12 protein-coding genes are annotated in these 23,527 nt (G+C 72.5%); 11 read left to right on the top strand and 1 reads right to left on the bottom strand.

Annotated features, from left to right (window positions below):
• The first annotated feature begins 149 nt into the window (after nt 1-149).
• From WME95_RS46475 to WME95_RS46450, 6 genes are all read left to right on the top strand, one after another.
• Nucleotides 150-1,271, top strand: a complete 1,122-nt coding sequence (locus tag WME95_RS46475; protein ID WP_437905618.1) for a hypothetical protein — start codon at nt 150-152, stop codon at nt 1,269-1,271.
• Between the two features lie 30 nt (nt 1,272-1,301).
• The gene (locus WME95_RS46470) at nt 1,302-2,372 is read left to right on the top strand and encodes a hypothetical protein (protein ID WP_437905617.1); all 1,071 of its coding nucleotides are present in this window, start codon (nt 1,302-1,304) and stop codon (nt 2,370-2,372) included.
• Between the two features lie 339 nt (nt 2,373-2,711).
• Nucleotides 2,712-4,523 (top strand): ATP-binding protein, encoded by a 1,812-nt coding sequence (locus WME95_RS46465; protein ID WP_437905616.1) that lies wholly within the window; start codon nt 2,712-2,714, stop codon nt 4,521-4,523.
• Nucleotides 4,520-9,901 carry a hypothetical protein gene (locus tag WME95_RS46460; RefSeq protein WP_437905615.1) on the top strand — a complete coding sequence of 1,794 codons (5,382 nt, stop codon included), beginning with the start codon at nt 4,520-4,522 and terminating at the stop codon, nt 9,899-9,901. Before WME95_RS46465 ends, WME95_RS46460 begins: the two co-directional genes overlap by 4 nt.
• A gap of 61 nt (nt 9,902-9,962) precedes the next feature.
• Entirely contained in the window at nt 9,963-10,574 is a 612-nt protein-coding gene (locus tag WME95_RS46455) for a DUF488 domain-containing protein (RefSeq protein ID WP_437905614.1), read from the top strand.
• A 393-nt stretch (nt 10,575-10,967) separates the two neighbouring features.
• A complete protein-coding gene (locus WME95_RS46450; protein WP_437905613.1) occupies nt 10,968-12,182 on the top strand; it encodes a hypothetical protein in 1,215 nt (404 codons plus the stop codon).
• 83 nt (nt 12,183-12,265) lie between these two features.
• On the opposite strand, the gene WME95_RS46445 is transcribed toward WME95_RS46450, so the two are convergent.
• The gene (locus tag WME95_RS46445) at nt 12,266-13,195 is read right to left on the bottom strand and encodes a ketopantoate reductase family protein (protein ID WP_437905612.1); all 930 of its coding nucleotides are present in this window, start codon (nt 13,193-13,195) and stop codon (nt 12,266-12,268) included.
• A gap of 86 nt (nt 13,196-13,281) precedes the next feature.
• On the opposite strand from WME95_RS46445, the gene WME95_RS46440 reads away from it, so the two are divergent.
• The 5 genes from WME95_RS46440 to WME95_RS46420 all read left to right on the top strand — a co-directional run bounded on the left by WME95_RS46440 (nt 13,282) and on the right by WME95_RS46420 (nt 23,485).
• On the top strand, nt 13,282-16,029 hold the full coding sequence (locus WME95_RS46440; RefSeq protein WP_437905611.1) for an ATP-binding protein: 2,748 nt from the start codon (nt 13,282-13,284) through the stop codon (nt 16,027-16,029).
• Nucleotides 16,030-16,412: 383 nt separating this feature from the next.
• Nucleotides 16,413-18,953, top strand: a complete 2,541-nt coding sequence (gene nirB / locus WME95_RS46435) for a nitrite reductase large subunit NirB (protein ID WP_437905610.1) — start codon at nt 16,413-16,415, stop codon at nt 18,951-18,953.
• 37 nt (nt 18,954-18,990) lie between these two features.
• Nucleotides 18,991-19,389: a nitrite reductase small subunit NirD gene (gene nirD / locus WME95_RS46430; protein WP_437905609.1), complete on the top strand. Its 399-nt coding sequence runs from the start codon at nt 18,991-18,993 to the stop codon at nt 19,387-19,389.
• Nucleotides 19,390-19,508: 119 nt separating this feature from the next.
• Entirely contained in the window at nt 19,509-21,248 is a 1,740-nt protein-coding gene (locus tag WME95_RS46425; protein ID WP_437905608.1) for a DmsC/YnfH family molybdoenzyme membrane anchor subunit, read from the top strand.
• Nucleotides 21,248-23,485, top strand: coding sequence for a molybdopterin oxidoreductase family protein (locus tag WME95_RS46420; RefSeq protein WP_437905607.1), 2,238 nt, complete (start codon nt 21,248-21,250; stop codon nt 23,483-23,485). The genes WME95_RS46425 and WME95_RS46420 overlap by 1 nt, the downstream gene beginning before the upstream one ends.
• Nucleotides 23,486-23,527: the final 42 nt, after the last annotated feature.

Below are 23,527 nucleotides of genomic sequence, written 5' to 3'. Positions count from 1 at the left end.
GTAGCCGTTCCGCTCGGGTCGGAGGGCATCGCGTCGTGAGTCGCGCAAGCAGCTATCGTACGCGGAGGGAGGAGCCCCTTCGCTTGTATGCGGCGTGCGACGAGGAACACAGGGTCGACGCGCTTGCGGCTGCGCTGTCCGCTCTCGTCATGCCGGGGTGGTTCGTGAGGCTCGCGATCCATCCGCTCGCCGGTCCCGATAGGTCTTACGCCGCGCTTCCCGTCGAGAAAGCCGTGGAAGTAGCTCGCTCGGCATTTGGCACGGATGTGAGCATCGGAGCGAGCTTCTGGACCATGACGAGCTTCGGCCACGGCATCCCGCTCACCATCGGCTGCGCCGACGAGAAGCACGAGCGCCGGTCCCCGGACGGTCCTCTGAGCGCATCGAGCGGCGATTATCACGATCTGCTCCCAAACAGCATCGACGTGGCTGTCGGCGCCCGCTCCGTCGAGGTCGAAGCCGCGGTGATGTCGGTACTGGTCCAGAAGGACATCAACGATTTCTTGGTCCGTGTCTGCTCGAGCGAACACGTAACGACCGGCGGGTGCTCAGACCTCACTGCCTGGGGTCCACCGATCGAGCTCGCCGCAACATACCACGCGGACTCCTTCGTCGCGCGCGATCTCGCCCTCTCATGGGTGCACGTCCACGAGGGCTACAAGGTGGCGCGCGCCGCAGGAAACTCGCTCGATGCGCTCCGAGCGCGTGTCGAGGCCGCGCCGCGCGGGACGCGGATCGCGGTCGCGGGCACCGTCGCGCGCGCGCGCAAGCACGCCGCGCTGGAGCATGTCGCAGAGCGGGAGAGGATAGGGTTGCTCGTGCGCGATGAACCCGATCCGCGCGCGCGCTGGAGGAAGTCCATCGAGCTCACAGAGAGGGAGGACGCGCTGCGCGCGCGCGGCGAGGTCCTGCCGGTCGGTACGCGCGTCGCGCTCGCGGGCGACGCCGAGCTGACGCGCGAGCAAGTCCTTGCAGCGCTCTCCATGCGGCCGGCCACGCTGCTTGAAGCACTCGAAGCCTCCGCGGTACCGGACGACGCGTGGCGCGCGATCGAGCCGATCGCGCTCGAGACCATTCAGGCAGCGAAGGAGGGGGCGCCCACCGAGGACGTGACCGTGAATACGGGCGCGCACACTCGATTCATCGAGCATCACGCCCCCTTCCAGGTGCGCCGCCTGCCGAGGGGCGGCGTGGTGCTGGCCACGCACCCGTACCGCACGCTCTGGCCGCTCTGGGCCGACGCGCTCTTCGCGCTCGGCCTGATGTCCTGACGCAAGCTACACCATGAGGAGGATCGAGCAATGAGAGAAGGGCCGTTTTTCTTCGCCTGGTGTGACGAGGTGCAGCGGGTCGATGCGTTCGGCGCGGCGCTGTCCGCCCTCATTAAGGAGGCCCAGTACAGTATCCGCGCGATCATGGATCGCGACACGGAGTGCAACACGACCTCCGTGGACGAGGTGGTCAGCATGCTCCGCGCCCACTTCGGGCGCACCGACGCCGAAGCCTACTTCGTCGCGTCGCTGAGCTACGAACACTTCGTCCATTGCATCCTTCGCTGCTTCACCGACAGGAGTGAACGCCTCAAGCCGATGGGCCCCATCCACATGCACGCCCGCGAGATCGAGGACTTTTGCCCCATGCACATGGACCTCGCCCTGGGGAGGGGCCCGCGCTCGGTGCAGGCCGAGGCCGTGCTCGCGTGGCACATGGCGCTGGAAGACATCGACGACGTCCTGCTCCGCCTCTGCGCGCCGGACGCGAGCGGACGCGTCCCGACCGGCGGCTGCACGACGGCGCGAACCTGGCTCGCCCCGGTGGCCATGTGCGCCACGTACAACGCGGATGCGCGCGACATCGCGCGCGATCTCGCCCTGTCGTGGCTGTGCCTCCATGACAAGGAGAGGGTGTCGCGCATCGCGGGCCTGCCGCTGGAAGCGCTCCGCGCGCGGGTGGAAGCCGCGCCGCCTGGGGCGTGCGTCACGCTGAGACATAGCAGCGGGCACTCGAGCTCGCTCTCCCGTGAAACCGCTCTCAAGGCGCTGGCGACGCCGCCCTCCGCCCTACTCGAGGCGCTCGAAGCGGCGGCGGAGGTGCCCGACGGCGCGTGGCGCGCCGCAGAGCCGCGCGCGCGCGAGATCTACGAGAGGACGCTCCCATTCAGGGGGCGCGACGGACAGGGCACGGAGACAGGCAACGGCTCGCCCCTCTCGCAGGTCGAGATCACCCTCGACCACTTCGAGTTCCTGGTCGACCACGCCCGGTTCCACGTCCGCCGCTTGCCAAGCGGCGGCGTGGTGCTGGCGACCCACCCGTACCGCACGCTCTGGCCGCTCTGGGCCGATGCGCTCTTCAGGCTCAGGCTGATGTCCTGACGCAGGTCGTGCGCGCGCTCCCTTCTCCGGACTTCGCACCCCGACCGCAGGTGCCAGACGGCGCCCCCCTCCCTGAGCGCGCGGAGCGCGCGATTAGGGAGGGGCGGACCGCGCGCAGGCGCGGAGCGCCGAGCACGGGCCGGGGGTGGGCATCCGCTCACAAGGCTTCACGCTAGACCAAGAGAGGACTCGACCCGAGCGCCGCGCGGCGAAGGCCCCCCAACAGCCTTCCCGCCCTCCCGCCCAGAACTCCGGATCTCTCGCACAGACTCCACCCCTCCAGCCCCGCAGGCACCCCTCCAACCGCGGCTCCCGCCGTGTGATAACCTCGCAGGACGCATGGCACCCTACCGCTCCTCTCGCGAGGACCGCGCTGCGCCCCCGCCGCCGCCCCCGGGCCCGGTCGCCGACATGGTGCAGCAGTTCGCCGACCCGTACGCCTTCCTGCGGGAGCTCGTGCAGAACGGCATGGACGCCGGCGCGCGGAAGATCGCCGTGCGCGTCGAGACGCTGCCCGGCGCGTGCGCCACCTCGGTCACCGACGACGGGTGCGGCATGAGCCGCGAGGACATCGAGGGCCCGCTGCTCACCCTCTTCAACTCGTCGAAGGAAGGCGACGCGACGAAGATCGGGAAATACGGCGTCGGCTTCGTCTCCGTGTTCGCCCTCCAGCCGGAGCAGGTCGACGTGGAGACGTGGTGCGACGGACAGGCATGGCTCCTCCGGCTGCACAGCGACACGAGCTACGAGCTCGAGGACGCCGGCCCGCGCCAGGGCAGCGGCACACGCGTGACCCTGCTCCAGCGGCTCGACCGGGAGGCGTTCGTCGAGCACGCGCGCCGCGCGCACGCGGCGCTCCGCCGGTGGTGCCGCCACGCCGACCGCGAGATCACCCTCAGCATCGCAGACCACGAGGGGGGCTCCCGGACGGGCGCCGTGCGCATCGACGCCCCGCTCGCCATCGCAGCGCCCGTCTCCGTGACCGCCGTCGAGGAAGAGACCACCGTCGTTGTCGGCCCCTCCGCCGGCGCTCAGCACCTCGCGCAGCCCACGAGCGGGGACCCCGCCCTCGAGCACGGCCAGAGCTTCGCCGGCTTCTACAACCGCGGGCTCACCCTGTTCGAGACCGCGGACGAGCTCTTCAGCGGGCTCTCGGGCGTGCGGTTCAAGGTGATGAGCCCCCACCTCCAGCACACCCTGAGCCGCGATAACGTGCGCCGCGACGACGCCTTCTGGGAGGCGATCGCGCGCGTGCGGGAGCTCGTCAAAGGTCCGCTCCGGCGCGAGCTCGCCGCCCGCCTCCCGCAGGCCGCGGCCGCGGCAGCCGCCGGGGAGGCCGAGGGCGCCGCCGCCTACGCGGCGATGCTGGAGGCAGCGCTGTCGCCGCCGACCGCGCTCGATCCGGACGAGATCCCGTTCCCGCTCGCGAGCCCCGTCGCAGGAGACCAGAGCCGCGCGGGGCTCCGGGCGCTCGCGCCGGGGCGAGAGCCGCTGCTCGTGGCCAGGCGATCCGACGCGCTGACGGCGGCCATGGCCCGCGGCGGGCTGCCCGTCGTGCTGTGCAACCACCCCGCGACCAGGACGCTGCTGAAGCGGTGCTTCCCGGCGGCGCGCGTCGAGAAGGCGCACGCCGCCTACCTGCTCGTGCGCGAGGAGCGCGAGGAGCGCGAGGAGCCGAAACGCGCCCACGCCGCCGACGCCGCGCTCCTCCAGGTGATCGCCGACGCGCTGGCGCGCGCCCGGCACGGGGTCGCCCGGGTGAGCCTCTGCCAGGTCGAGGGCGCCCTCCGCCAGCGCAGCGGGTTCCTGCTGCCCGGGAGCGGGGAGCGCGCCGGGCCCGAGCAGAGCTGCCACGCGGCACGCGAGGTCGTGCGCCGCGCGGCGCGCTTCCCGCCAGGACACGCCCTCTACCTCAACATCGAGAGCGACACCGTGGCCCTCGCGCGCAGGCGCGCCGCCGTCGACGCGGTGACCGCCGGCAACCTGCTCGCCCGCGCGCTGCTCGTCGAGGCCAAGGGGCCGCTCGATCCCGAGGACAGCGACCGGCTCCTCGACCTCTCGGCGAGCCCGCCGCCGCGCGCGGGGGCGGCGCGCGGCGAGAGGGCGCCCGCAGGCGGCGCGCGCCCCGCGCCGAGGGGGCCCCTGCGGTGAGCCGGGTCGTCGCCCGCGGCGCGATCCGCGTCGATGCCCGCCGCGCCGTCCAGAAGCTCAGGGAGCACCTGCTCGTCGACCTGGACCTCTACCTGCTCGAGCTCGTCCGCGCCGCGGCGGCCGGGGGCGCGACGCAGATCGATCTCCGCTACGACGCCGACGACGTCGTCGTGACCTTCGACGGAGAGCCGCCCGACGGGCCCGCCCTGGCGCGCCTCCTCGACCACGTGCTCAACGCCGCGCCCGACGCCGCGTCCCGGAGGCTCCGCCTGCTCGCGCTCGGCGTGAACGCGGCGCTGGGGCTGCGCCCGGCGCGCGTCGACCTGCTCACGACCGGGCCGTCCCGCAAGGCCAGCGGCGCGAGCTGCACGCGCGTGCGCTTCACGCCCGCCCTGATCGAGGCGCCCGCCGAGGCGCCCGCGCCGGCCGCCGGCCCCGCCTGCGACGAGGTCCCGAGGCCGCCCGGAATGCCCGCGGCCGGCCTGCGCATCGAGGTGCGGCGGAGGCTCGGCTGGTCGGTGCTCCGCCGGGCCATCACGGGCGATAGCCCGCCCGAGCTCGCACACCTCGCCGCGGCCACCGGCGATTTCCCGATCCCGATCGCGCTCGCCGGCGAGCCGCTGCGCCGCGCTCTGCCGAGCAGCGATCTCCAGGTGCTCGTGCGCGTGCCGTTCCACGTGCGCGGCGCGCGCCGCGCCGCGCTGGAGATCGTCGCGCCCCCCGAGCCCGCAGGAGGTCCGGCCAGCTCGTCGCCCCGCTCGCGCCCCGTCGCCGCGCCCCTCTCCGCTCCCCTGCCCTCGGACCTCCCCGCCGTCGACTACCTCGAGCACGGCGTGCGGCTCGTCCGCGAGCGCTGGAGCTTCGCCCCGCGGTTCCCCTCGGAGCCCTACCAGGGCGTCGAGCTCCCGGTCCGCGTCGTCGTCGACGCGGACGCGCTGCCCACCAACGCGTCGCGCTCGGCGGTGCGCGAGGACGCGCCCCTCCGCGCGCGGCTCCGCGAGGCGGCGGCCGGCGCGCTGCTCGACGCCATCCAGGCCCTCGCCGCGCTCGTCTGCGGCGAGGGCGCGGTCCCCGACGGCGCGCTCGTCGTCGACGAGGACCGCGGCCGGCTCGCGGACGCGCTCGCGGCCTTCGCCTGCGTCGCGACCGGGGCGATGCGGGCGGGCGCCGAGCTGCCCGCCGAGGCGCAGGCCGTGCGCGAGCTCCCGCTGCTCCGCGACGGGCGGGGGCGGCCGACGTCGCTCGCGGCGCTCGACGCGCACGATGCGCCGCGGCTCTTCCTCTTCCGCGGCGACGCGAGGCTCCCGAAGGAGCTCGCCCCCTGGGCCGGCGACGTGGTCTGGAGCCCGGGGGGCCTCGTCGAGCGCGCCCTCGCCGGGCTCCCGCTCGCCGACGCCGAGGCCATGATCGAACAAGTGAAGCTCGGCGCCGAGCGCCGCAGGGCGTTCCTCCTGCACGCGACCGGCGATCCCGTCGTGCCGCCCTCCCCGGAGCAGGCGTTCCGCGACGCCTTCCAGGTGGACGAAGGGCCGCTCGCCGGGCTCCGCGGCGAGCTCGCGGTCTTCGCCGACGCCCGCGAGCCCCCGCGCGGCGCGGAGGTCCGGGTGTTCGTGGACGGGCGGCACCTCGAGACCGTGGAGCTCGATCCCGCCGCCGTCCCCTTGCCCGTCGAGATCGCGCTCGCGTGGAAGGGGCGCGTGCGGCCGCGGTTCGCGTACGACGGGGTCGAGCGCGACGCGCGCTTCTGGCGCGCCGTCCGCCACGCGCTCAAGCTCGCGATCGCCGCGGCCGACCGCGAGGCGAAGCGGCTCTTCGACCCGGGGGACGCTCGGCCAGGCGCAGGCTCGACGACGCCCGCGCCTGCGCCCGAGAGCGAGCTCGCGCGCGTGAGGCCCGCGCTGCGCGCCGCGATCGGCGCGGCGTTCTGCGCGCCGCAGCGCCTCGGCGCCGGGGACGGCGGCCCCCGGCGCGGAGGCGGCGCGGCGCCGCCCCCGGACGACGGCCTCGCCCTCGAGCGCTTCGAAGGCCTCCTGGACGCGCGGATCTGGCCCACGCTCACGGCGGGGTTGTTCGTGAGCGTGAACGGCCTCTCTGCGCTCTCCCGGACGACGCGCGGCCTCTGCACGGCGCCGCCCGAGGCGCGGGGGCGCGCGGCCGACCGGAGGATGGTGCTCGCCGTCTCGCAGCGCGAGCTCGACTGGCTCGCCGCCGCGCTGCCGGAGCGCGAGATCGTCCCCTACGGCCCGGGGCTCTTCACCGAGGACGAGCTCGCGGTGCGAGGGCCGGCGCGGCGGCGCGCGCTCGCGGCGTCCCTGGAGAGGCTCGGGGCGATCCCCGCCGGCGCGCCGGTCCTCAAGCTCAGCGGCCCCGGCTTCCTCGCGCTCGCCACGCCGAGCGACGCGACGGTGGAGGTGTGGCACCACGCGTCGCGGCCCCTCGCCACCCTGGAGGCCGCGCCGCTGTTCAGCCCCGCCGCCATCGCGATCGACGACGACACGGCGGCGCCGAACAGCCGCTGGGACGGCCTCCTGTCGCCACGCAACAACGCCGCCGTCCACGCGGTCGAGCGCGCGCTCCTCGAGGCGCTCGTGGCCGCGCTGGAGGGCGACGCCGCGGCGCGCGCGCGGCTCGGCCTGCGGGGCGATCCGCGCGGCAGGCCCGACGCCCGCGTGAGCGTCTACCTTCTCGACAGCGTGCAGGCGCTCCAGGCGCGCGCGCGGGCGCCCGGAAGCGCGCCCCTCGAGGCGGCCCGGAGCGAGCTCGCCGCCCGCATCCGGCGCCTGCCGCTGCTCGGGATGCTCGACGCGCGCGGCCAGGAGGTCGCGTGCTCGCTCGAGACCCTCGACGCGACGCACCCGGCGCCCGCGCCGATCCCGGTGCTCGACGCGGCGCCCGGCTTCGAGACGCTCTCCTGGCACCCCCTCGTCGCCCGCAACCCGCGAGAGCGCGCGGCCCTGATGCGGTGGGCCGGCGGGCGCGCCCTCCTGGCGCAGAGCGGGGTGCCGGCGCGGCGGCAGCGCGCCGCCGCCGAGCAGGAGCGCCGCGCGTCCGCCAGCAAGGCGCTGGAGGAGCAGGGCCCGCGCGGGGCCGCTGCCCCGCCGCGCGCGCCGCTCGCGCTGCCAGGCGCGCCCTCGCACCCGCTGCTGCGGGTGAGCGTCGCCACGCTCGGCGTGCAGGGGCTCGAGGGCGAGATCGAGATCGTCGAGGGGCCGGTGTCGGACGCCCGCTTCGTCGGCCCCGACGGCGCGGAGCGGCGCGTGGAGGTGGAGCTGCCGATCCCGCTCCGCCTCCTCGTGCGCGCCGGCGCGGCGGACCCGTCGAGGGACGCCTCGCGCGCGATCCTGACGCGCCTCGCGAAGGCCGCTGGCCGCCACCTGATCGCGCTGGCGCCGCGCTTCGACGAGCTGCCGCCGTTCGCGCGGGGCCACGCGCGCCGCGCCGTCCTGAAGACGCTGGCCCAGGGCAAGCGCGTCGTCGCGGAGGCGGCGCGCGCGCCGCTCTTCCACGACATCGAGGGGAACCTCTTGTCGCTCGACGACCTCCGGCGCGACCCGCGCGCCGAGTGGCTGTGCACCTCGACGCCGCCGCCCTACCCGAAGCAGCGCTACGAGCGGCCGGTCCTCGCGCTGAGCAGGCCCGAGCGGCTGCAGCTCGCGACCGCCGTGATCGTCAAGGACATCACCGACGCGGTCGCGCGCGATCGCGCGGCCGAGGAGCGCCTCACGGCGCCGCCGCTCGCCGCCGTCGGCCTCGACGCGGCCGCGCGCGCGGCGTGCTTCGCGATCCTGCCCTTCGAGCAGCCGGCCGGCGCGCAGGAGGGCGCGCCGCCGGCGCACGGCGAGATCGGCCTGCTCGCCCCGGAGCACGCCGGGGCGGCGGGCATCGCGGTGCACGTGGGGCGCCGCCCGCTCTGCGCGCTCGACGCCGGAGACGGGTGGCCCCTGTGCGCGGCCGTCAACGACGACGCGCTCGAGCCGAACCGCGCCTTCGACGGGCTCAAGGGCCGCGGGGACGCGTCGAGGCTCCGGCAGGCGGTGCGCGACGCCGCCGCGCGGTGGCTGCGCGCCCGGCTCGCGCCGCCCGACGACGCGCTCGCGACGCGGTGGATCGACGTTGCCACCACCTGGCCCCGGCCGCTGTTCGTGATCGGCGCGCTGTGGCTGCCCGCGCGGTGGCCGCGCGCGCCCGAGGTGCTCGTCGCCGCGCCCTCGGCGGCGATCCTCCGCGACGACGGCGGCGGCGACGACGGCTTTACCCCGCTCGCGCTGCGCTGCGGGGCGGGCGTGGGCCCCGGGACGACCGGCGTGGCCCCGCTCGCGCCGGTCGATGGGAGGCTCCTCGTGTGGCCGCCGCGCGAGGCGCGCTGGGACGCCATCGCGGAGGTCGCCATGGAGGCCGCGGCCTCCATGGCGGCCGAGCTCTCGGATCAGGCGGCCGCGGCGCCGTACCTGTGGAACTTGCACCTGCTCGGCCGCCTCTCCGGCGGCAAGCTCGCGGCACAGACCGCCTCCGGGGAGAGCGTCGGCCCGGCGGCGATCCGCGCCGAGCTCGCGGCGAGCGGCTGCCTGTGGATCACCGATCGCCGGGGGAGCGCGGACGGCGATTTCCCGGACGGCGAGCCGCCGTTCGTGCTGCTCGACGACGGCTCGCCGCTCGTCGAGGTGCTGCGCCACCGCGCCGCCCCCGGCGCGCTGCGCGAGCTCGGCGCCCTCGCGGCGACGCCCGCCCCGGCCGTGGCGATCGCGGAGGAGATCGGGCCTGCCTCCGGGACGGGCCTTCCCGCCGCGGGCGCCCGCGGCGCGGAGGCGCCCCTCGCGGAGGCGCCCGCGGCCACCGGCGGCGCGGAGGCGCCCCTCGCGAAGGCGCCGCCCGACTCGAGCGGCGCGGAGGCGCCCGCCGCGGAGGCGCCCGCGGCCACCGGCGGCGCGGAGGCGCCCGCCGCGGAGGCGCCGCCCGACTCGAGCGGCGCGCGGGCCTGGGCGATCGCGCTGTGGCGCAGCGTGCTCGGCCTGCTCGGCGGCGAGGCGGCGCCGGTGCCCGGCGCCACGCCCGAGGGGCAGGAGGCGGCCGCCGGGAGCCCGCTCGCGGCCGCGCTCCACGAGGCCATCGTCCGGATGAACCTCGAGGGGTCCCCGGTGCGCGCCGTCGTCGAGGGCCGCTCAGGGCGGCCGATCCGTTACGACGCGAGCCGGAGCCACATCGTCGTCAACACCGAGCACGAAGCGCTCGCGTGGCTGCGCGCGCGCGGGGCGCCCGACCCGGCGGCCGTCGCGCTGCTGGCGGCGGCCGCCGTCGGCGAGGTGAACCGGGCGCTGAGGTCGGTCACCGACGCGGAGGAGCGCCGGGCGCTCGATCATCTGCTGCGCTCCATCGGGTAGCGCGCGCGGGCGCCCGCTCCCGGCGTTGCCCGCGCGCCGCCGGGGCGCAAAGCTCTTCCCCGTGGACACCGTCTTCACCGTCGGCCACGGCACCCGCAGCCTGGAGGAGCTCGTCGAGCTGCTCGGCGAAGGGCCGGCCGACACGCTGGTCGACGTCCGGAGGTTCCCGGGATCGAGCCGCTCCCCTCACCTCGGCCGCGCCGCGCTCGCCGAGGCGCTGCCCCGGCTCGGGGTGACCTACGTCTTCCGCGGCGACGCCCTCGGCGGACGGCGGACCGGGCGGGCCGACTCGCCGCACGTCGCCTGGGAGAACGCGAGCTTCCGGGCCTACGCCGATCACATGGAGACCGCCGCGTTCCAGCGCGCGCTCTCCGAGCTCGAGGCGGAAGCGCGCGCTGGACGGCGAATGGCCCTCCTGTGCGCCGAGACGCTCTGGTGGCGGTGTCACCGCCGCCTCATCGCCGACGCCCTCGTCGCGCGCGGGCTCACGGTCGTCCACCTGCTCGGCCCCGGCGCGCAGGCCCAGCACGCGCTGAACCCCGCCGCCCGGCCCGACGGCGCCGGCCACCTGATCTACGACGTCGGCGCGCAGCGCGCGCTGCCGCTCGGCGACGCCGGCGCGGAGCCCGGGCCCGCGCGGCGCGAGCCTGTGCGCCCGCGCCGCGCGCGGTGATCCCGGCCGGCCTGGTGGCCGCGGGCCAGAAGCGCGTCGCATTCCTGCGGACGGCGATTGGCGCGGGAGCCCGCGATCGACCCAAGGTATCGCTGGCCGCTCACCGGCGCCGACCCGAGGGCCGTACGGTACGTCAAAAATCACAAAATCCGCGTAGCGGTCCAGTCGGGTATCACCTGAAAAATAGACCATCAGTCGTCGCACTGACGTCCTGATCCCGGCCCACCTGGAGCGCCATCCGCTCCCACGGGGGCTTTCCGCGGAGCGTGACATCGAGCGCGCCCCCGCCCGTCCGGTATGGCGGAGCCGAACCGATTCCGTTACCGTCCCGAGATCACATGAAGGCGCGCCCGATGTGGGCAGGGCCTCCTGGCTCGGGAGACAGTAATGAAAGTGCAACGCATTTCGGCGATCCTGCTCACCTCGGTCGCCTTCTCTGCAGGCTTCATCGGTTGCGGCGACGACGATTCGGACGAGGGCGCAGGCGGCGGCTCTTCCTCTTCGACCACGAGCTCGTCATCGGGAGTCGCAGCGACCACAGGCGCGGGCGGGAGCAGGGCCGAGTTCCTCGGCACCCGCTGCACGGCCGACGCCGACTGCGGGCCGGACGGCGTGTGCGCCCTGGAGTCGGACGGGGACGTCGGTCCTGCGGGCGGGTACTGCACGATGGAGTGCATCGACGACGGCGATTGTGAAGGCGAGGGCAGCGCCTGCCTCGGGGGCATGTGTTACCTGGGCTGCGTCTTCGGAGAGCCCGAGCTGGAGTTCATCAACGATGAACTCGACCCGTTCAAGTGCCACGGCCGCGAAGATCTGCGCTGTGAGGATGCGGAGGGCGTGACGGTCTGCATGCCGAACTGCGGCTCCGACTCCCAGTGCTCCGACTCCGGCCGCAGCTGCGATCCCAGGCAGAACGCGTGCGTCGACACGCCGCACGAGGGCCTGCCGATGGGGACCCCGTGCGACCGCGACGCGGAGGAGGACCCGTGCGCCGGGTGGTGCGCGGGCTTCCCCGGCGGCGTCACCGCGTGCACCGAGTTCTGCGGCTTCGGCGGCGATCCGTTCGAGTCCGACTGCGGCGGGTCCGAGAACGGTATCTGCCTCTACCAGTTCGACGAGATCGTCGGCGCCGGCGACTTCGGCGCCTGCACCAAGGCGTGCACGGCGCACGACGATTGCCTGTTGCCGAACGCCCGCTGCCAAAATATCGGTTTCCCGGACAACGGCTTCTGCATCTTCACGAAGGTGCCGTGCAAGGACAACAGCGAGTGCAAGGCACCGGACGAGTGCGCCGAGACGCCTGATGGCTTCTTCTGCCTCGACCCGGCGTTCCCGCTGAGCAACGAGGGCACTGGCGGCGCGGGTGGCGCCGGCGGCGCGGGTGGCGCCGGCGGCGCGGGTGGCGCCGGCGGCGCGGGTGGCGCCGGCGGCACGGGCGGCACGGGCGGCAGCGACGGCACGGGCGGCACCGGCGGCGCGGGCAGCACCAGCAGTGCGGCCAGCACCAGCAGCGCGGCCAGCACCAGCGGCGCGGGCGGCACCGGCGGCAGCGGCGGCGCGGGCGGCACCGGCGGCGCGGGCGGCAGCGGCGGCACCGGCGGCGCCTGATCGCTGCGTCTCAAGACAGGCACTCATCTCATCTCCTCTCCTCTCGACTCCAGGAGGTGAGATGAGCGCCTCGCGCTCAACTTCTATCGGCCCGCGGAGGGCGCGCTCGCCCGCGGAGACAGGCCGCGGACGAGGGTCGCGAGCGTGCGCAGCACCGGGGTGTCGATCCCGGCCCGGCGCGCGCGCTCGACCACCGCGCCCTGGAGGATATCGACCTCCGTCGCGCGGCCGGCCCGCACGTCCTGCAGCATCGAGGGCTCGGTGAGCGGGAACTCGGAGCGCGTGAGGGCGAGCATCGCGTCCGCTGTCGCCTCGGAGATCTCCGCCCCTTCCGCCCGCGCGACCGCGATCACCTCGAGCATCGCCGACCGGGTGAGGTCCTCCATCCGCTCCGCGACCACGCCGGCGCGCTGGCCGGTCAGCGCGCAGATCGCATTGAAGGGGGCGTTCCAGACCATCTTCTCCCAGAGCATGGCGCGGTGGTCCGCCCCGCGGCGGACCGGGATGCCCGCGCGCTCGAGCAGCGCGGCGGTCGCCTCGACCCGCGCCTCCTGCCCGGGCCGGTAGGGCGCGAGCCCGGCGCGCGTCGGCGCGAGCGTCTCGATCTCGCCAGGCCCGGCGACGCCCGAGGACATGTACGCGATCGCGGCGATCACGCGCTGCGCGCCGACGTCGCGCGCGACGACGTCCTCGGAGTCGAGCCCGTTCAGGAGGGGCGCGGCGAGGCCGTCCGGGGCGAGCAGCCCGGCGAGCTTCGCGCTCACCGCGGCGAGCGACGGCGATTTCACGGCGATGAGCGCGAGATCGAACGGCCCGCGCGCCCCGTCGAGCGGGGCGACACGGAGCGGGGGAGTGCGCAGCTCGCCGGACGGCGTGCGGACGATGAGCCCGCGGGACCGCATCACCTCGGCGTGCGCGCCGCGCGCGACGAAGGTGACGTCTTCCCCGGCGAGCGTGAGCCGCGCCCCGAAATAGCCGCCCACCGCGCCCGCGCCGACAACGAGGATCCGCATCGGCGGCGACCATAGCACGCTCGAGCCGGACCGCAGCGAACCGGCGAGTGGCGATCAGCGAGGATTGCGGATATGCCTACGCGCACATGCGTAGGCCGGAAGCCCCCGCCACGGCGCACGAGAGCGGCCTCAAGAGCGCAGGCGAGCCGAGCGTGACGATGGAAGCCGAGCAGCTCCAGCGCTTGCTGGACGCCCTGCCGGCGCTCATCTCGTATATCGACAGCGACGAGCGCTACGGCGTCGTCAACCGGGCCTACGAGCGCTGGTTCGGCGAAGACAGCGGCTCCATCGTCGGCCGGCAGGTGCGCGAGCTGATCGGCGACGCCGCCTACGCCGCCGTGAAGCCGCACATCACCGCGGTGCTCGCCGGACGGCCGCAAGACTTCGAGTCGCGGCTCACCTACCGGAAGGGCGGCCGGCGCCACGTGCGCATCCAGTACATCCCCCACCTCGGCGCGAGCGGCGACGTGCGCGGCTTCTTCGCGCTCGTCTCGGACGTCAGCGAGCAGAAGCGCGCCGAGGACGCGCGGCGCTTCCTGGCCGACGCGTCGGCCGCCCTCGATCCGGCGCAGGGCCGCGACGCGGGCTTCCGGCGCGTCGCGGCCCTCGCCGTCACCTCGGTGGCCGATCTGTGCACCATCCACACGCTCGACCCCGACGGCTCCGTCCACGCGCGGGTCGTCGCGCACGCCGATCCGGGCAAGGCGGAGCTCGCAGCACGGCTGGCTCGGCTCGGCCGCCCCCTGCCGGAGCCCGGGACGAGGACGTCCCTGTTGCACGAGGTGCTCCACGGCGGCCACGGCCGGCTCCTCCCCGACCTCGCCGACCACGCGCTGGCCGGCGCGGACCACCTCGCCGCCCTGCGCGAGCTCGGCTGCCGCTCCGCGGTGATCGTGCCCATTCGCGGCGACGGGTGCGTCCTCGCGGCGCTCACGCTCGCGTCCGCAGAGGTGGATCGCACCTGCGACGCCGCCGATCTCGCCTTCGCCGAGCAGCTCTCGCAGCGCATGGAGGTGGCCTTGCAGCGCGTGCGCCTCTACGACATGGCCCGCGACGCCGAGTCCGAGGCGCGGCGGCGCTTCCTGGCCGAGCAGGAGGCGCGCCGGGCCGCCGAGCGCGCGGCGCAGCGCATGGCCGGCCTCCAGCGGATCACCGCGGCGCTCGCCGACGCGCTCACCAGCGAGGCCGTGGCGCAGGTCGTCGTCGACATCGGCGTCGCCGCCGCGGGCGCGTACGCCGGGACCATCGTCGTGACGGCCGGCGACGGGCTCGAGTGCCTCAAGGAGGTCGGCTACGGGCGCGAGACCGTCGAGCGCTTCCGGCAGATGCCCCTCGACGCCGCCCTCCCGCTCACCGACGCGCTGCGGACCGGCGCGCCCGTCTGGCTGCGCTCGCGCGAGGAGTGCTCAGCCCGCTACCCGCGCATCGCGAGCGCCGTGCTGTCCGGCGCGACCGTGTCGCTCTGCTGTCTCCCGCTCGTGGTCCAGGAGCGGCCCATCGGCGTGCTCGGGCTGAGCTTCGCGGAGCCGCGCCCGTTCGACCAGGAAGAGCAGGAGTTCCTGGTCGCGGTGTCGCGCCAGTGCGCGCAGGCCATGGAGCGCGCCCGCCTGCACGAGGAGCGCACCGCCCTCGTCGAGCGCGAGCGGCGCGCCGCCCTCGAGAACGCCCGGCTCTACCGCGAGGCCCACGAGGCGGACAGGCGCAAGGACGAGTTCATCGCGATGCTGTCGCACGAGCTCCGCAACCCGCTGGCGCCCCTCACCACCGGCCTCGAGCTCCTGCAAATGAGCGCCCAGATGAGCGCCGGCGAGCGCGTAGATCGCGACGACCGGCAGATCCTGGCGACCCTCGAGCGGCAGGTGAAGACGATCGTCCGGCTCGTCGACGATCTCCTGGACGTCTCCAGGATCACGCGGGGCAAGATCGAGCTGAAGCGGGAGCGGCTCGACGTCGCCTCGGTCGTCGAGGCCGCCGTCGAGTCGGTCCGCCCGCTGCTCGTCCAGCGCGGGCACGATCTCGTCCTGTCGGTGGATCCGGGCGTCTTCGTGCACGGCGACCGCGTCCGGCTCGAGCAGGTCGTCGTGAACCTCCTCAACAACGCGATCAAGTACACGAACCCCGGCGGCCGCGTCTCGCTCGCCTGCGCCGCGATCGACGGCGACGCGCGGATCCGGGTGACCGACACCGGCGTCGGCATCTCCGCCGAGCTGCTCCCGCGCGTCTTCGAGCCGTTCATGCAGGCCCGGCGCACGCTGGACCGCTCCCAGGGCGGCCTCGGGATCGGGCTCACGCTGGTCAAGCGGCTCGCCGAGCTGCACGGCGGCCGCGTCGAGGCGCTGAGCGGGGGCCCCGGCGAGGGGACGGCCATCAGCGTCTGGCTCCCGCTCGCCGGCGCGCCGAGCGCGCCCGCCGAAGCCCCCGCTCCGAAAGCGCCCGGCGCCGCCCCTCCGCGCGCCGCGCCGCGCGCCCTCCACGTCCTCCTCGTCGACGACAACGTCGACGCCGCCGACGGCCTCCGGCGCGTCCTCCAGCTCCACGGCCACGCCGTCTCGATGGCCCACGACGGCCCGGCGGCGCTCGAGGCCGCGCGGGCGTCGAAGCCCGATCTCGTCCTGCTCGATATCGGCCTGCCCGGGATGGACGGCTACGAGGTCGTCCGGCGCCTGCGCGCCGAGCCCGAGCTCACGCGCTCCTACATCGCCGCCCTGTCCGGCTACGGGCAAGACCAGGACCGCCGCCGCTCGCGAGAAGCCGGCTTCGACGCGCACCTCACCAAGCCGGTCGCGACGGAGCAGCTCCTGTCCCTGCTCGCCGAAGCCGCCCCGCGCGGCTGATTGGCCCGCGCTCCATTTCAGAAGTGCAATGCAGCCGCGCCTCCCGCCAGGCGCGCGATACATCGCTGAAACAGGCTCTTCCAGTTCTGAACGCTGCGCCCATTTCCTTTCATCGACGCTGACGCGGGCTGACGCGCTCCGGGCCTTGTTGTGCCCGTCAAAAGCCGCGAAACATGCATGAAACAGAGGTGGCATGAGGTGGCAGAGGCCTTTGTGTAAGAGGCCCAGCGCGCCGTCGGGCCGACAATTTATTCCTGCGAAACAGTTGCGAAACAGAGCCCACAGTACACAGTTTTTGGTCCGGGACTGTGGCTGACGCCTGGTTCGGACGGCAGCGCGGCAGTGACGGTGAGAAGGACTCACCGGGTCCAAAGGTGGGTTTCATGAGCAAGAAGAAGGACCTCCTCGTCATCGGCAACGGCATGGTCGGGCACAAGTTCATCGAGAACATGGTTCTCGGTGGCTTCCTGCGCGAGTGGAACATCACGACCTTCTGCGAGGAGCCGCGGCTCGCCTACGACCGGGTGAACCTGTCCGCCTTCTTCAACGGCAAATCGGCCGACGATCTCTCGATGGTCAAGCCCGGCCTCTACGAGGAGGCGGGCATTCAGGTCCACCTCAACGACAAGGCCGTCTCGATCGATCGGCGGAAGAAGGCGGTGACGTCGGCGAAGGGGAAGACGGTCTATTACGACAAGCTCATCCTCGCCACCGGCTCGTATCCGTTCGTCCCGCCGATCAAGGGCAAAGACGCGAAGGGCTGCTTCGTCTACCGCACCATCGACGACCTCGAGGCCATGGACGCCTACGCCAAGGTCGCGAAGGTCGGCACGGTCATCGGCGGCGGCCTGCTCGGGCTGGAGGCGGCCAACGCGCTCAAGAACATGGGCCTCCAGGTCCACGTCGTGGAGTTCGCGCCGCGCCTGATGGCCCTCCAGGTCGACGACGCCGGCGGCGCGATCCTCCGGGCGAAGATCGAGTCGCTCGGCGTGAACGTGCACACGAGCAAGTCGACGACGGAGATCGTCGCGGAGCACGGCCGCGTGGCGAGGATGGTCTTCGCCGACCAGAGCGAGCTCTCGACCGACATGATCGTCTTCTCGGCCGGTATCCGCCCGCGGGACGAGCTCGCGAGGGCGTGTGATCTCGCGCTCGGGAACCGCGGCGGCGTCGCCATCAACGAGCGCTGTCAGACGTCGGACCCGGACATCTACGCCATCGGCGAGTGCGCCAGCTACAACAGCCAGCTCTACGGCCTGGTGGCGCCCGGCTACCACATGGCCAAGGTCGCGGTCGACGCCATCACCGGCGGGAAGGAGACCTTCAGCGGCTTCGACATGAGCACGAAGCTCAAGCTGATGGGCGTGGACGTCGCGAGCTTCGGCGACGCGTTCGCGACCCAGCAGGGCGCGCGCGTGCTCAGCTTCATGAACGCGACGTCGAACGTCTACAAGAAGCTCGTCGTCAGCGGGGACGGCAAGCTCCTCCTCGGCGGCATCCTGGTCGGCGACGCCGCGAACTACGGCCAGCTGCTCCAGCTCGTGCAGAACAAGATCGTCCTCCCGCCGCACCCGGAGGATCTCATCGTCACGGCGCGGGACGGCGCCAAGCCGGCGGGCCTCGGCGTCGACGCGCTGCCCGACACCGCGATGATCTGCTCGTGCCTGAACGTCACGAAGAAGGCCATCTGCTCGGCCATCTGCGACGACAAGCACGTCACGGTCGCCGGCATCAAGGCGCACACCAAGGCCGGCACGGGCTGCGGATCGTGCACGACGCTGATCTCCGACATCCTGAAGAAGGAGCTCAAGAAGGCCGGCGTCGCGGTCAACAACTACATCTGCGAGCACTTCAACCACTCGCGCCAGGAGCTCTATCACCTCGTCCGGATCCACCAGATCAAGACGTTCGACGACCTGCTCGCCCGCCACGGCCAGGGCAAGGGCTGCGAGATCTGCAAGCCCGCGGTGGCGTCGATCCTCGCGTCGACGTGGAACGAGCACATCCTGAGCAAGAAGCACCTCCCGCTGCAGGACACGAACGATCGCTACCTGGCCAACGTCCAGCGGGACGGCACCTACTCGGTGGTCCCGCGCGTGGCGGGCGGCGAGATCACGCCGGATCAGCTCATCGCCCTCGGGGTGGTCGCGAAGAAGTACAACCTGTACTCGAAGATCACCGGCGGCCAGCGCGTCGACCTGTTCGGCGCGCGGCTGGAGCAGCTGCCCGACATCTGGCGCGAGCTCATCGCCGCCGGCTTCGAGTCGGGGCACGCGTACGGCAAGTCGCTGCGCACCGTGAAGTCGTGCGTCGGCAGCACCTGGTGCCGCTACGGCGTGCAGGACTCGGTGGGCTTCGCGGTCGCGGTCGAGAACCGCTACAAGGGGCTGCGCAGCCCCCACAAGCTCAAGTCCGCGGTGTCCGGCTGCGCGCGCGAGTGCGCCGAGGCGCAGGGCAAGGACTTCGGCATCATCGCGACGGAGAAGGGCTACAACCTCTACCTCTGCGGCAACGGCGGGATGAAGCCCCAGCACGCCCAGCTCTTCGCCTCGGATCTCGACGAGGCGACGCTCATCAAGTACCTCGATCGGTTCCTGATGTTCTACATCCGCACGGCGGACCGGCTCCAGCGCACGTCGGTGTGGTTCAACAACCTCGAGGGCGGCATGGATTACCTCCGCCAGGTCATCATCGAGGACTCGCTCGGCATCTGCGACGAGCTGGAGAAGGAGATGGCCCACCTCATCGCCACCTACGAGTGCGAGTGGAAGGCCGCGGTCAACGACCCCGAGAAGCTCAAGCAGTTCCGCCAGTTCGTGAACGTCGGCGAGCCGGACCGGAGCATCGTGTTCGTCAGCGAGCGCGCGCAGCACCGCCCCGCGGCGTGGCAGGAGAAGTCGAACCTCGTCGAGGAGATGATCTGACAGCGGGGCCGAGGGGCCTTGTCTGAGGGAAACCGTCATGAGCGAGCTGCACACTTCGAAGGCGCCTCGGAGCGAGACCACGGCCCAGGGTTGGGTCGACGTCTGCGGGGTAGAGGACATCATCCCGAACACGGGGGTCTGCGCGCTCGTCGGGAAGCGCCAGATCGCGGTGGTCCGGGTCGGCGAGGGCGAGGAGATCTACGCCATCAGCAACTTCGACCCGTTCAGCAAGGCGTTCGTCCTCTCCCGCGGCATCGTCGGGGACAAGGGGGGCGTGCCCAAGATCGCCTCTCCGATCTACAAGCAGAACTTCGATCTGCGGTCGGGTCAGTGCCTGGACGACCCGAACGTGCTCATCCCCGTGTATCCCACCCGCGTCCGGAACGGGCGGGTCGAGATCCAGGCCGCGGCGGAGCCGCGCGCGGCGGCGAGCTGACGGGATGACCTGGCGAGCCAGCGCCAGGCGCTTCCGTGCGGCGGGCGCGCCGCCGTTCGCGGTGTCTCTCTTGGAGTTCTCGGGGCTGGGCTTCCGCGCCGGGTAGACAGGGAATTTCGATGAGCGTTGCTAAGGTCTCGGACACTCACTTTCGCTTACCCATCGTCAACTCGACGCCGAAGATCCACGACAACAACAAGAGCCTGCTGGACTCGCTCCTGGCCGACCAGCAGAAGCTCACGGCGGTCGAGAAGTTCTCCAGGATGCACGAGGAGCACGCGCTCCCGGCGCAGTCCAAGTACTACCGCGACCTGATCCCGCTCGAGAAGCCGAAGCCCGGGCAGCAGTACGGCTTCGAGGTCGACCTCGACGCGTGCACGGCCTGCAAGGCGTGCGTCACCGCCTGCCACAGCCTGAACGGCCTCGACGACAACGAGGTGTGGCGCTCCGTCGGGCTCCTCCACGGCGGCACGCCCCAGACGCCGGCGCAGCAGAGCGTGACGACGGCGTGCCACCACTGCCTGGACCCGGCGTGCATGACGGGATGCCCGGTCAAGGCCTACGAGAAGGACCCGATCACCGGCATCGTCAAGCACCTCGATGACCAGTGCATCGGCTGCCAGTACTGCATTTTGATGTGTCCCTACGACGCTCCGAAGTTCAACCCGGAGCGGGGGATCGTGCGCAAGTGCGACATGTGCAGCGATCGGCTGGCCAACGACGAGGCCCCGGCGTGCGTGCAGTCGTGCCCGAACGGCGCCATCCGGATCACGATGGTCGACCAGCAGCAGGCCGTGCAAGAGAGCCAGACGAGCCTGTTCTTGCCGGGGGCGGCGGCGCCGGAGATCACGATCCCGACGACGACCTACAAGACGCAGAAGTCGCTGCCGCGCAACATGCTCCCCGCGGACTTCTACCAGGTGAGCCGGGAGCACTCGCACCCTCCGCTCGTCGCGATGCTCGTGCTGACGCAGCTCTCGGTGGGCGCGTTCTGCGTGAGCCTGGCCCTCAACGAGCTGCTCGGCGCGCAGGCGACGCGGGATTTCGGCGGCCACAGCGCCACGTTCGCGCTCGTCTTCGGGATCGCCGCGCTGAAGGCGAGCCTCTTTCACCTTGGCCGGCCGCAGTTCGCGTTCCGGGCCTTCCTGGGGCTCAAGACGTCGTGGCTCAGCCGGGAGATCCTGGGGTTCTCGCTCTTCGCCGGGGCCGCGACGCTGTACGCGGCGTCGTTCTGGCTGCCTGCGCTCCCGGCGCTCCCCGTGCTCTCGGCGCTGCCCCCCATCGAGCACCTGCAGGCGCCGCTCTCGTATGCGGTCGCGCTGAGCGGGATCCTCGGGGTCTTCTGCTCGGTGATGGTGTACGCCGCGACGCAGCGGGAGCACTGGCGCGGGGCGCTGACGGGCTTCAAGTTCGCGACGACGGCGGCCATCCTCGGGAGCTCGACGGTCCTGATGATCGGGCTGCTCCTGAGCGCCGAGCACGCGGCGCTGCTCCTGACCCGGGGCTTCCGCGCGCTGAGCGCGTTCCTGTGCGTTGTGACGGCGCTCAAGCTGCTCGTGGAGCTCTCGATGTTCCGGCACCTCCGGAAGCGGAGCCACTCGACGCTCAAGCGGAGCGCGATCCTGATGACGGGGGAGCTGAAGGGCGCGACGGGCTGGCGCTTCGCCTGCGGGGCGCTCGGCGGCATCGTCCTGCCGGCGCTCAGCCTCTTCTCGGCGCCGAACAGCGGCGTGAGCTCTGAAGTTCTGATGGCGATGGCGGTCGTGGCGTTCCTGTTCTGCCTCGCGGGCGAGTTCCTCGAGCGGTATCTCTTCTTCGCAGCGGCGCCCGCCTCCAAGATGCCCGGAGGGCTCTCCTGATGACGACCACCGATCCAAAGAAGACGTCTCCGGCGCCCAAGCAGGCGGACAACCTCCTCTTGCAGCGCAACGGGCCGCTGACGCGCGAGCTGCTGCTCACGCCCGGCGAGTTCGGCCTCGGGAGGGTGCCTGCGCGGCTCAAGCCCGACCAGACGACGACGGTCGTGTGCGGGTTCTGCTCGACCGGGTGCGGGCTGAACGTGCACCTCAAGGACGGGGAGGCGATCAACCTCTCGCCCAACACGGACTATCCCGTGAACCTCGGGATGGCGTGCCCGAAGGGCTGGGAGGCGCTCACGCCGCTCCGCGCGACCGATCGCGCGACGACGCCGCTCCTCAGGAACGCGCGCGGGAAGCTGGAGCGCGTGGAGTGGGACGTCGCGCTCCGCACGTTCGTCGATCGGTTCAAGGCGATCCAGGAGGCGCACGGCAAGGAGTCGGTCGCCTTCATCAGCACCGGGCAGATCGTCACCGAGGAGATGGCCTTCCTCGGGGCGCTCGCGAAGTTCGGGATGGGCATGCTGCACGGGGACGGCAACACCCGGCAGTGCATGGCGACGTCGGTCGTCGCGTACAAGGAGGCGTTCGGGTTCGACGCGCCGCCCTACACGTACCGCGATTTCGAGGAGTCCGACGTCGTGGTGCTCGTCGGCTCGAACCTCTGCATCGCCCACCCGATCATGTGGGAGCGGCTCTGCAAGAACAAGAACCGCCCCGAGATCCTCGTCGTGGATCCGCGCAAGACCGAGACGGCGATGGCCGCGACGGCGCACTACGCGCTCGCGCCGAAGTCGGATCTGACGCTGTTCTACGGAATCGCCCACATCCTCATCCAGCGCGGGTGGATCGATCCGGCGTACATCGAGGCGCACACCGTCGATTTCGAGGCGTTCAAGGCCCACGTCGAGGATTTCACGCCGTCGCGGGTCTCCGAGGCGACGGGGCTCAGCGAGGCGCAGCTCGCGTCGTTCGCGGAGAAGATCCACAACGGGAAGCGGGTGTCGTTCTGGTGGACCATGGGCGTCAACCAGAGCCACGAGGGCGTGCGGGTCGCGCAGTCGCTCATCAACCTGGCGCTGATGACGGGCAACATCGGCCGTCCCGGCACCGGGGCGAACTCCATCACGGGCCAGTGCAACGCGATGGGCTCGCGGATGTTCAGCAACACGACGGGCCTGTTCGCCGGCCACGACTTCACGAAGGAGGAGCACCGGAAGAAGATCGCCGAGATCCTCGGCATTCCGGAGGAGGTCATCCCGACCCGGAACAGCCTGGCCTACGACCAGATCATCGAAGGCATCTTGAAGGGGAAGATCAAGGGCCTCTGGATCATCGCGACGAACCCGGCCCACTCCTGGATCAACCAGGAGGATCTGCACGAGCTCCTCGGCCGCCTGGAGTTCCTCGTGGTGCAGGACATGTACACGACGACGGAGACGGCGGAGCGCGCCCACCTCGTCCTCCCGGCGGCCTCGTGGGCCGAGAAGGAGGGCACGTTCATCAACTCGGAGCGGCGCATCGGCCTCGTCAAGAAGGTCTCGCGGGCCCCGGGCCAGGCGCTGGCGGACTTTCACATCTTCCAGCTGGTCGCCCAGTACTGGGGCTGCGGCGAGCTGTTCAAGGAGTGGAAGAGCCCGGAGGCGGTCTTTCAGATCATGAAGCGGCTCTCGAAGGGGCAGCCGTGCGACATCACGGGCATCGAGGGTTACACGATGCTCGACGAGCGCGGCGGCATCCAGTGGCCCTACCCCGAGGGGGCAACCTTCGAGACGAACGAGCGGCGGCTGTTCGAGGACGGCCAGTACTACCGCCCGGATCAGAAGGCGAAGTTCGCCTTCCAGGCGCCCCGCCAGCTGCCGGAGCCGACCGACGAGCAGTATCCGTTCACGCTGCTCACGGGGCGAGGGAGCTCCAGCCAGTGGCACACGCAGACGCGGACCAAGAAGTCGGCGGTGCTGCAGCGGCTCTATCCGAAGGAGATCTACGTCGAGCTGAGCCCTGTCGACGCGAAGAAGATCGGTATCGAGATGAACGAGTGGGTGGTCATCGCCTCCCGCCGCGCGGAGATCAAGGCGCGGGCGTTCGTCACGAACTCGGTGAAGCCCGGGGAGATCTTCGTGCCCATGCACTACGAGATCACGAACAAGCTGACGTTCCCGGCCTTCGACCAGTACTCCCGGCAGCCGTCGTACAAGGCCTGCGCGGTGAAGGTGCGTCGGGAAGAGGATCGCGGGTAGTCGGCCCCGCCCTCCGCGAGGGGCGCGTGGAGCGCGTGGGAG

The sequence above is a fragment of the Sorangium sp. So ce327 genome (genome assembly GCF_051530205.1).
GTDB classification, from domain to species: domain Bacteria; phylum Myxococcota_A; class Polyangia; order Polyangiales; family Polyangiaceae; genus Sorangium; species Sorangium cellulosum_B.
This window is presented reverse-complemented; position numbering and strand designations above follow the sequence as displayed.

Bases quoted from the DNA above. Each gene is read 5' to 3' on its own strand.
- WME95_RS46445 (WP_437905612.1), bottom strand. From the start codon at position 13,195: ATGCGGATCCTCGTTGTCGGCGCGGGCGCGGTGGGCGGCTATTTCGGG.
- WME95_RS46425 (WP_437905608.1), top strand. From the start codon at position 19,509: ATGAGCGTTGCTAAGGTCTCGGACACTCACTTTCGCTTACCCATCGTC.
- WME95_RS46475 (WP_437905618.1), top strand. From the start codon at position 150: ATGCCGGGGTGGTTCGTGAGGCTCGCGATCCATCCGCTCGCCGGTCCC.
- WME95_RS46470 (WP_437905617.1), top strand. From the start codon at position 1,302: ATGAGAGAAGGGCCGTTTTTCTTCGCCTGGTGTGACGAGGTGCAGCGG.
- nirD (WP_437905609.1), top strand. From the start codon at position 18,991: ATGAGCGAGCTGCACACTTCGAAGGCGCCTCGGAGCGAGACCACGGCC.
- WME95_RS46440 (WP_437905611.1), top strand. From the start codon at position 13,282: ATGCGTAGGCCGGAAGCCCCCGCCACGGCGCACGAGAGCGGCCTCAAG.
- WME95_RS46465 (WP_437905616.1), top strand. From the start codon at position 2,712: ATGGCACCCTACCGCTCCTCTCGCGAGGACCGCGCTGCGCCCCCGCCG.
- WME95_RS46420 (WP_437905607.1), top strand. From the start codon at position 21,248: ATGACGACCACCGATCCAAAGAAGACGTCTCCGGCGCCCAAGCAGGCG.
- nirB (WP_437905610.1), top strand. From the start codon at position 16,413: ATGAGCAAGAAGAAGGACCTCCTCGTCATCGGCAACGGCATGGTCGGG.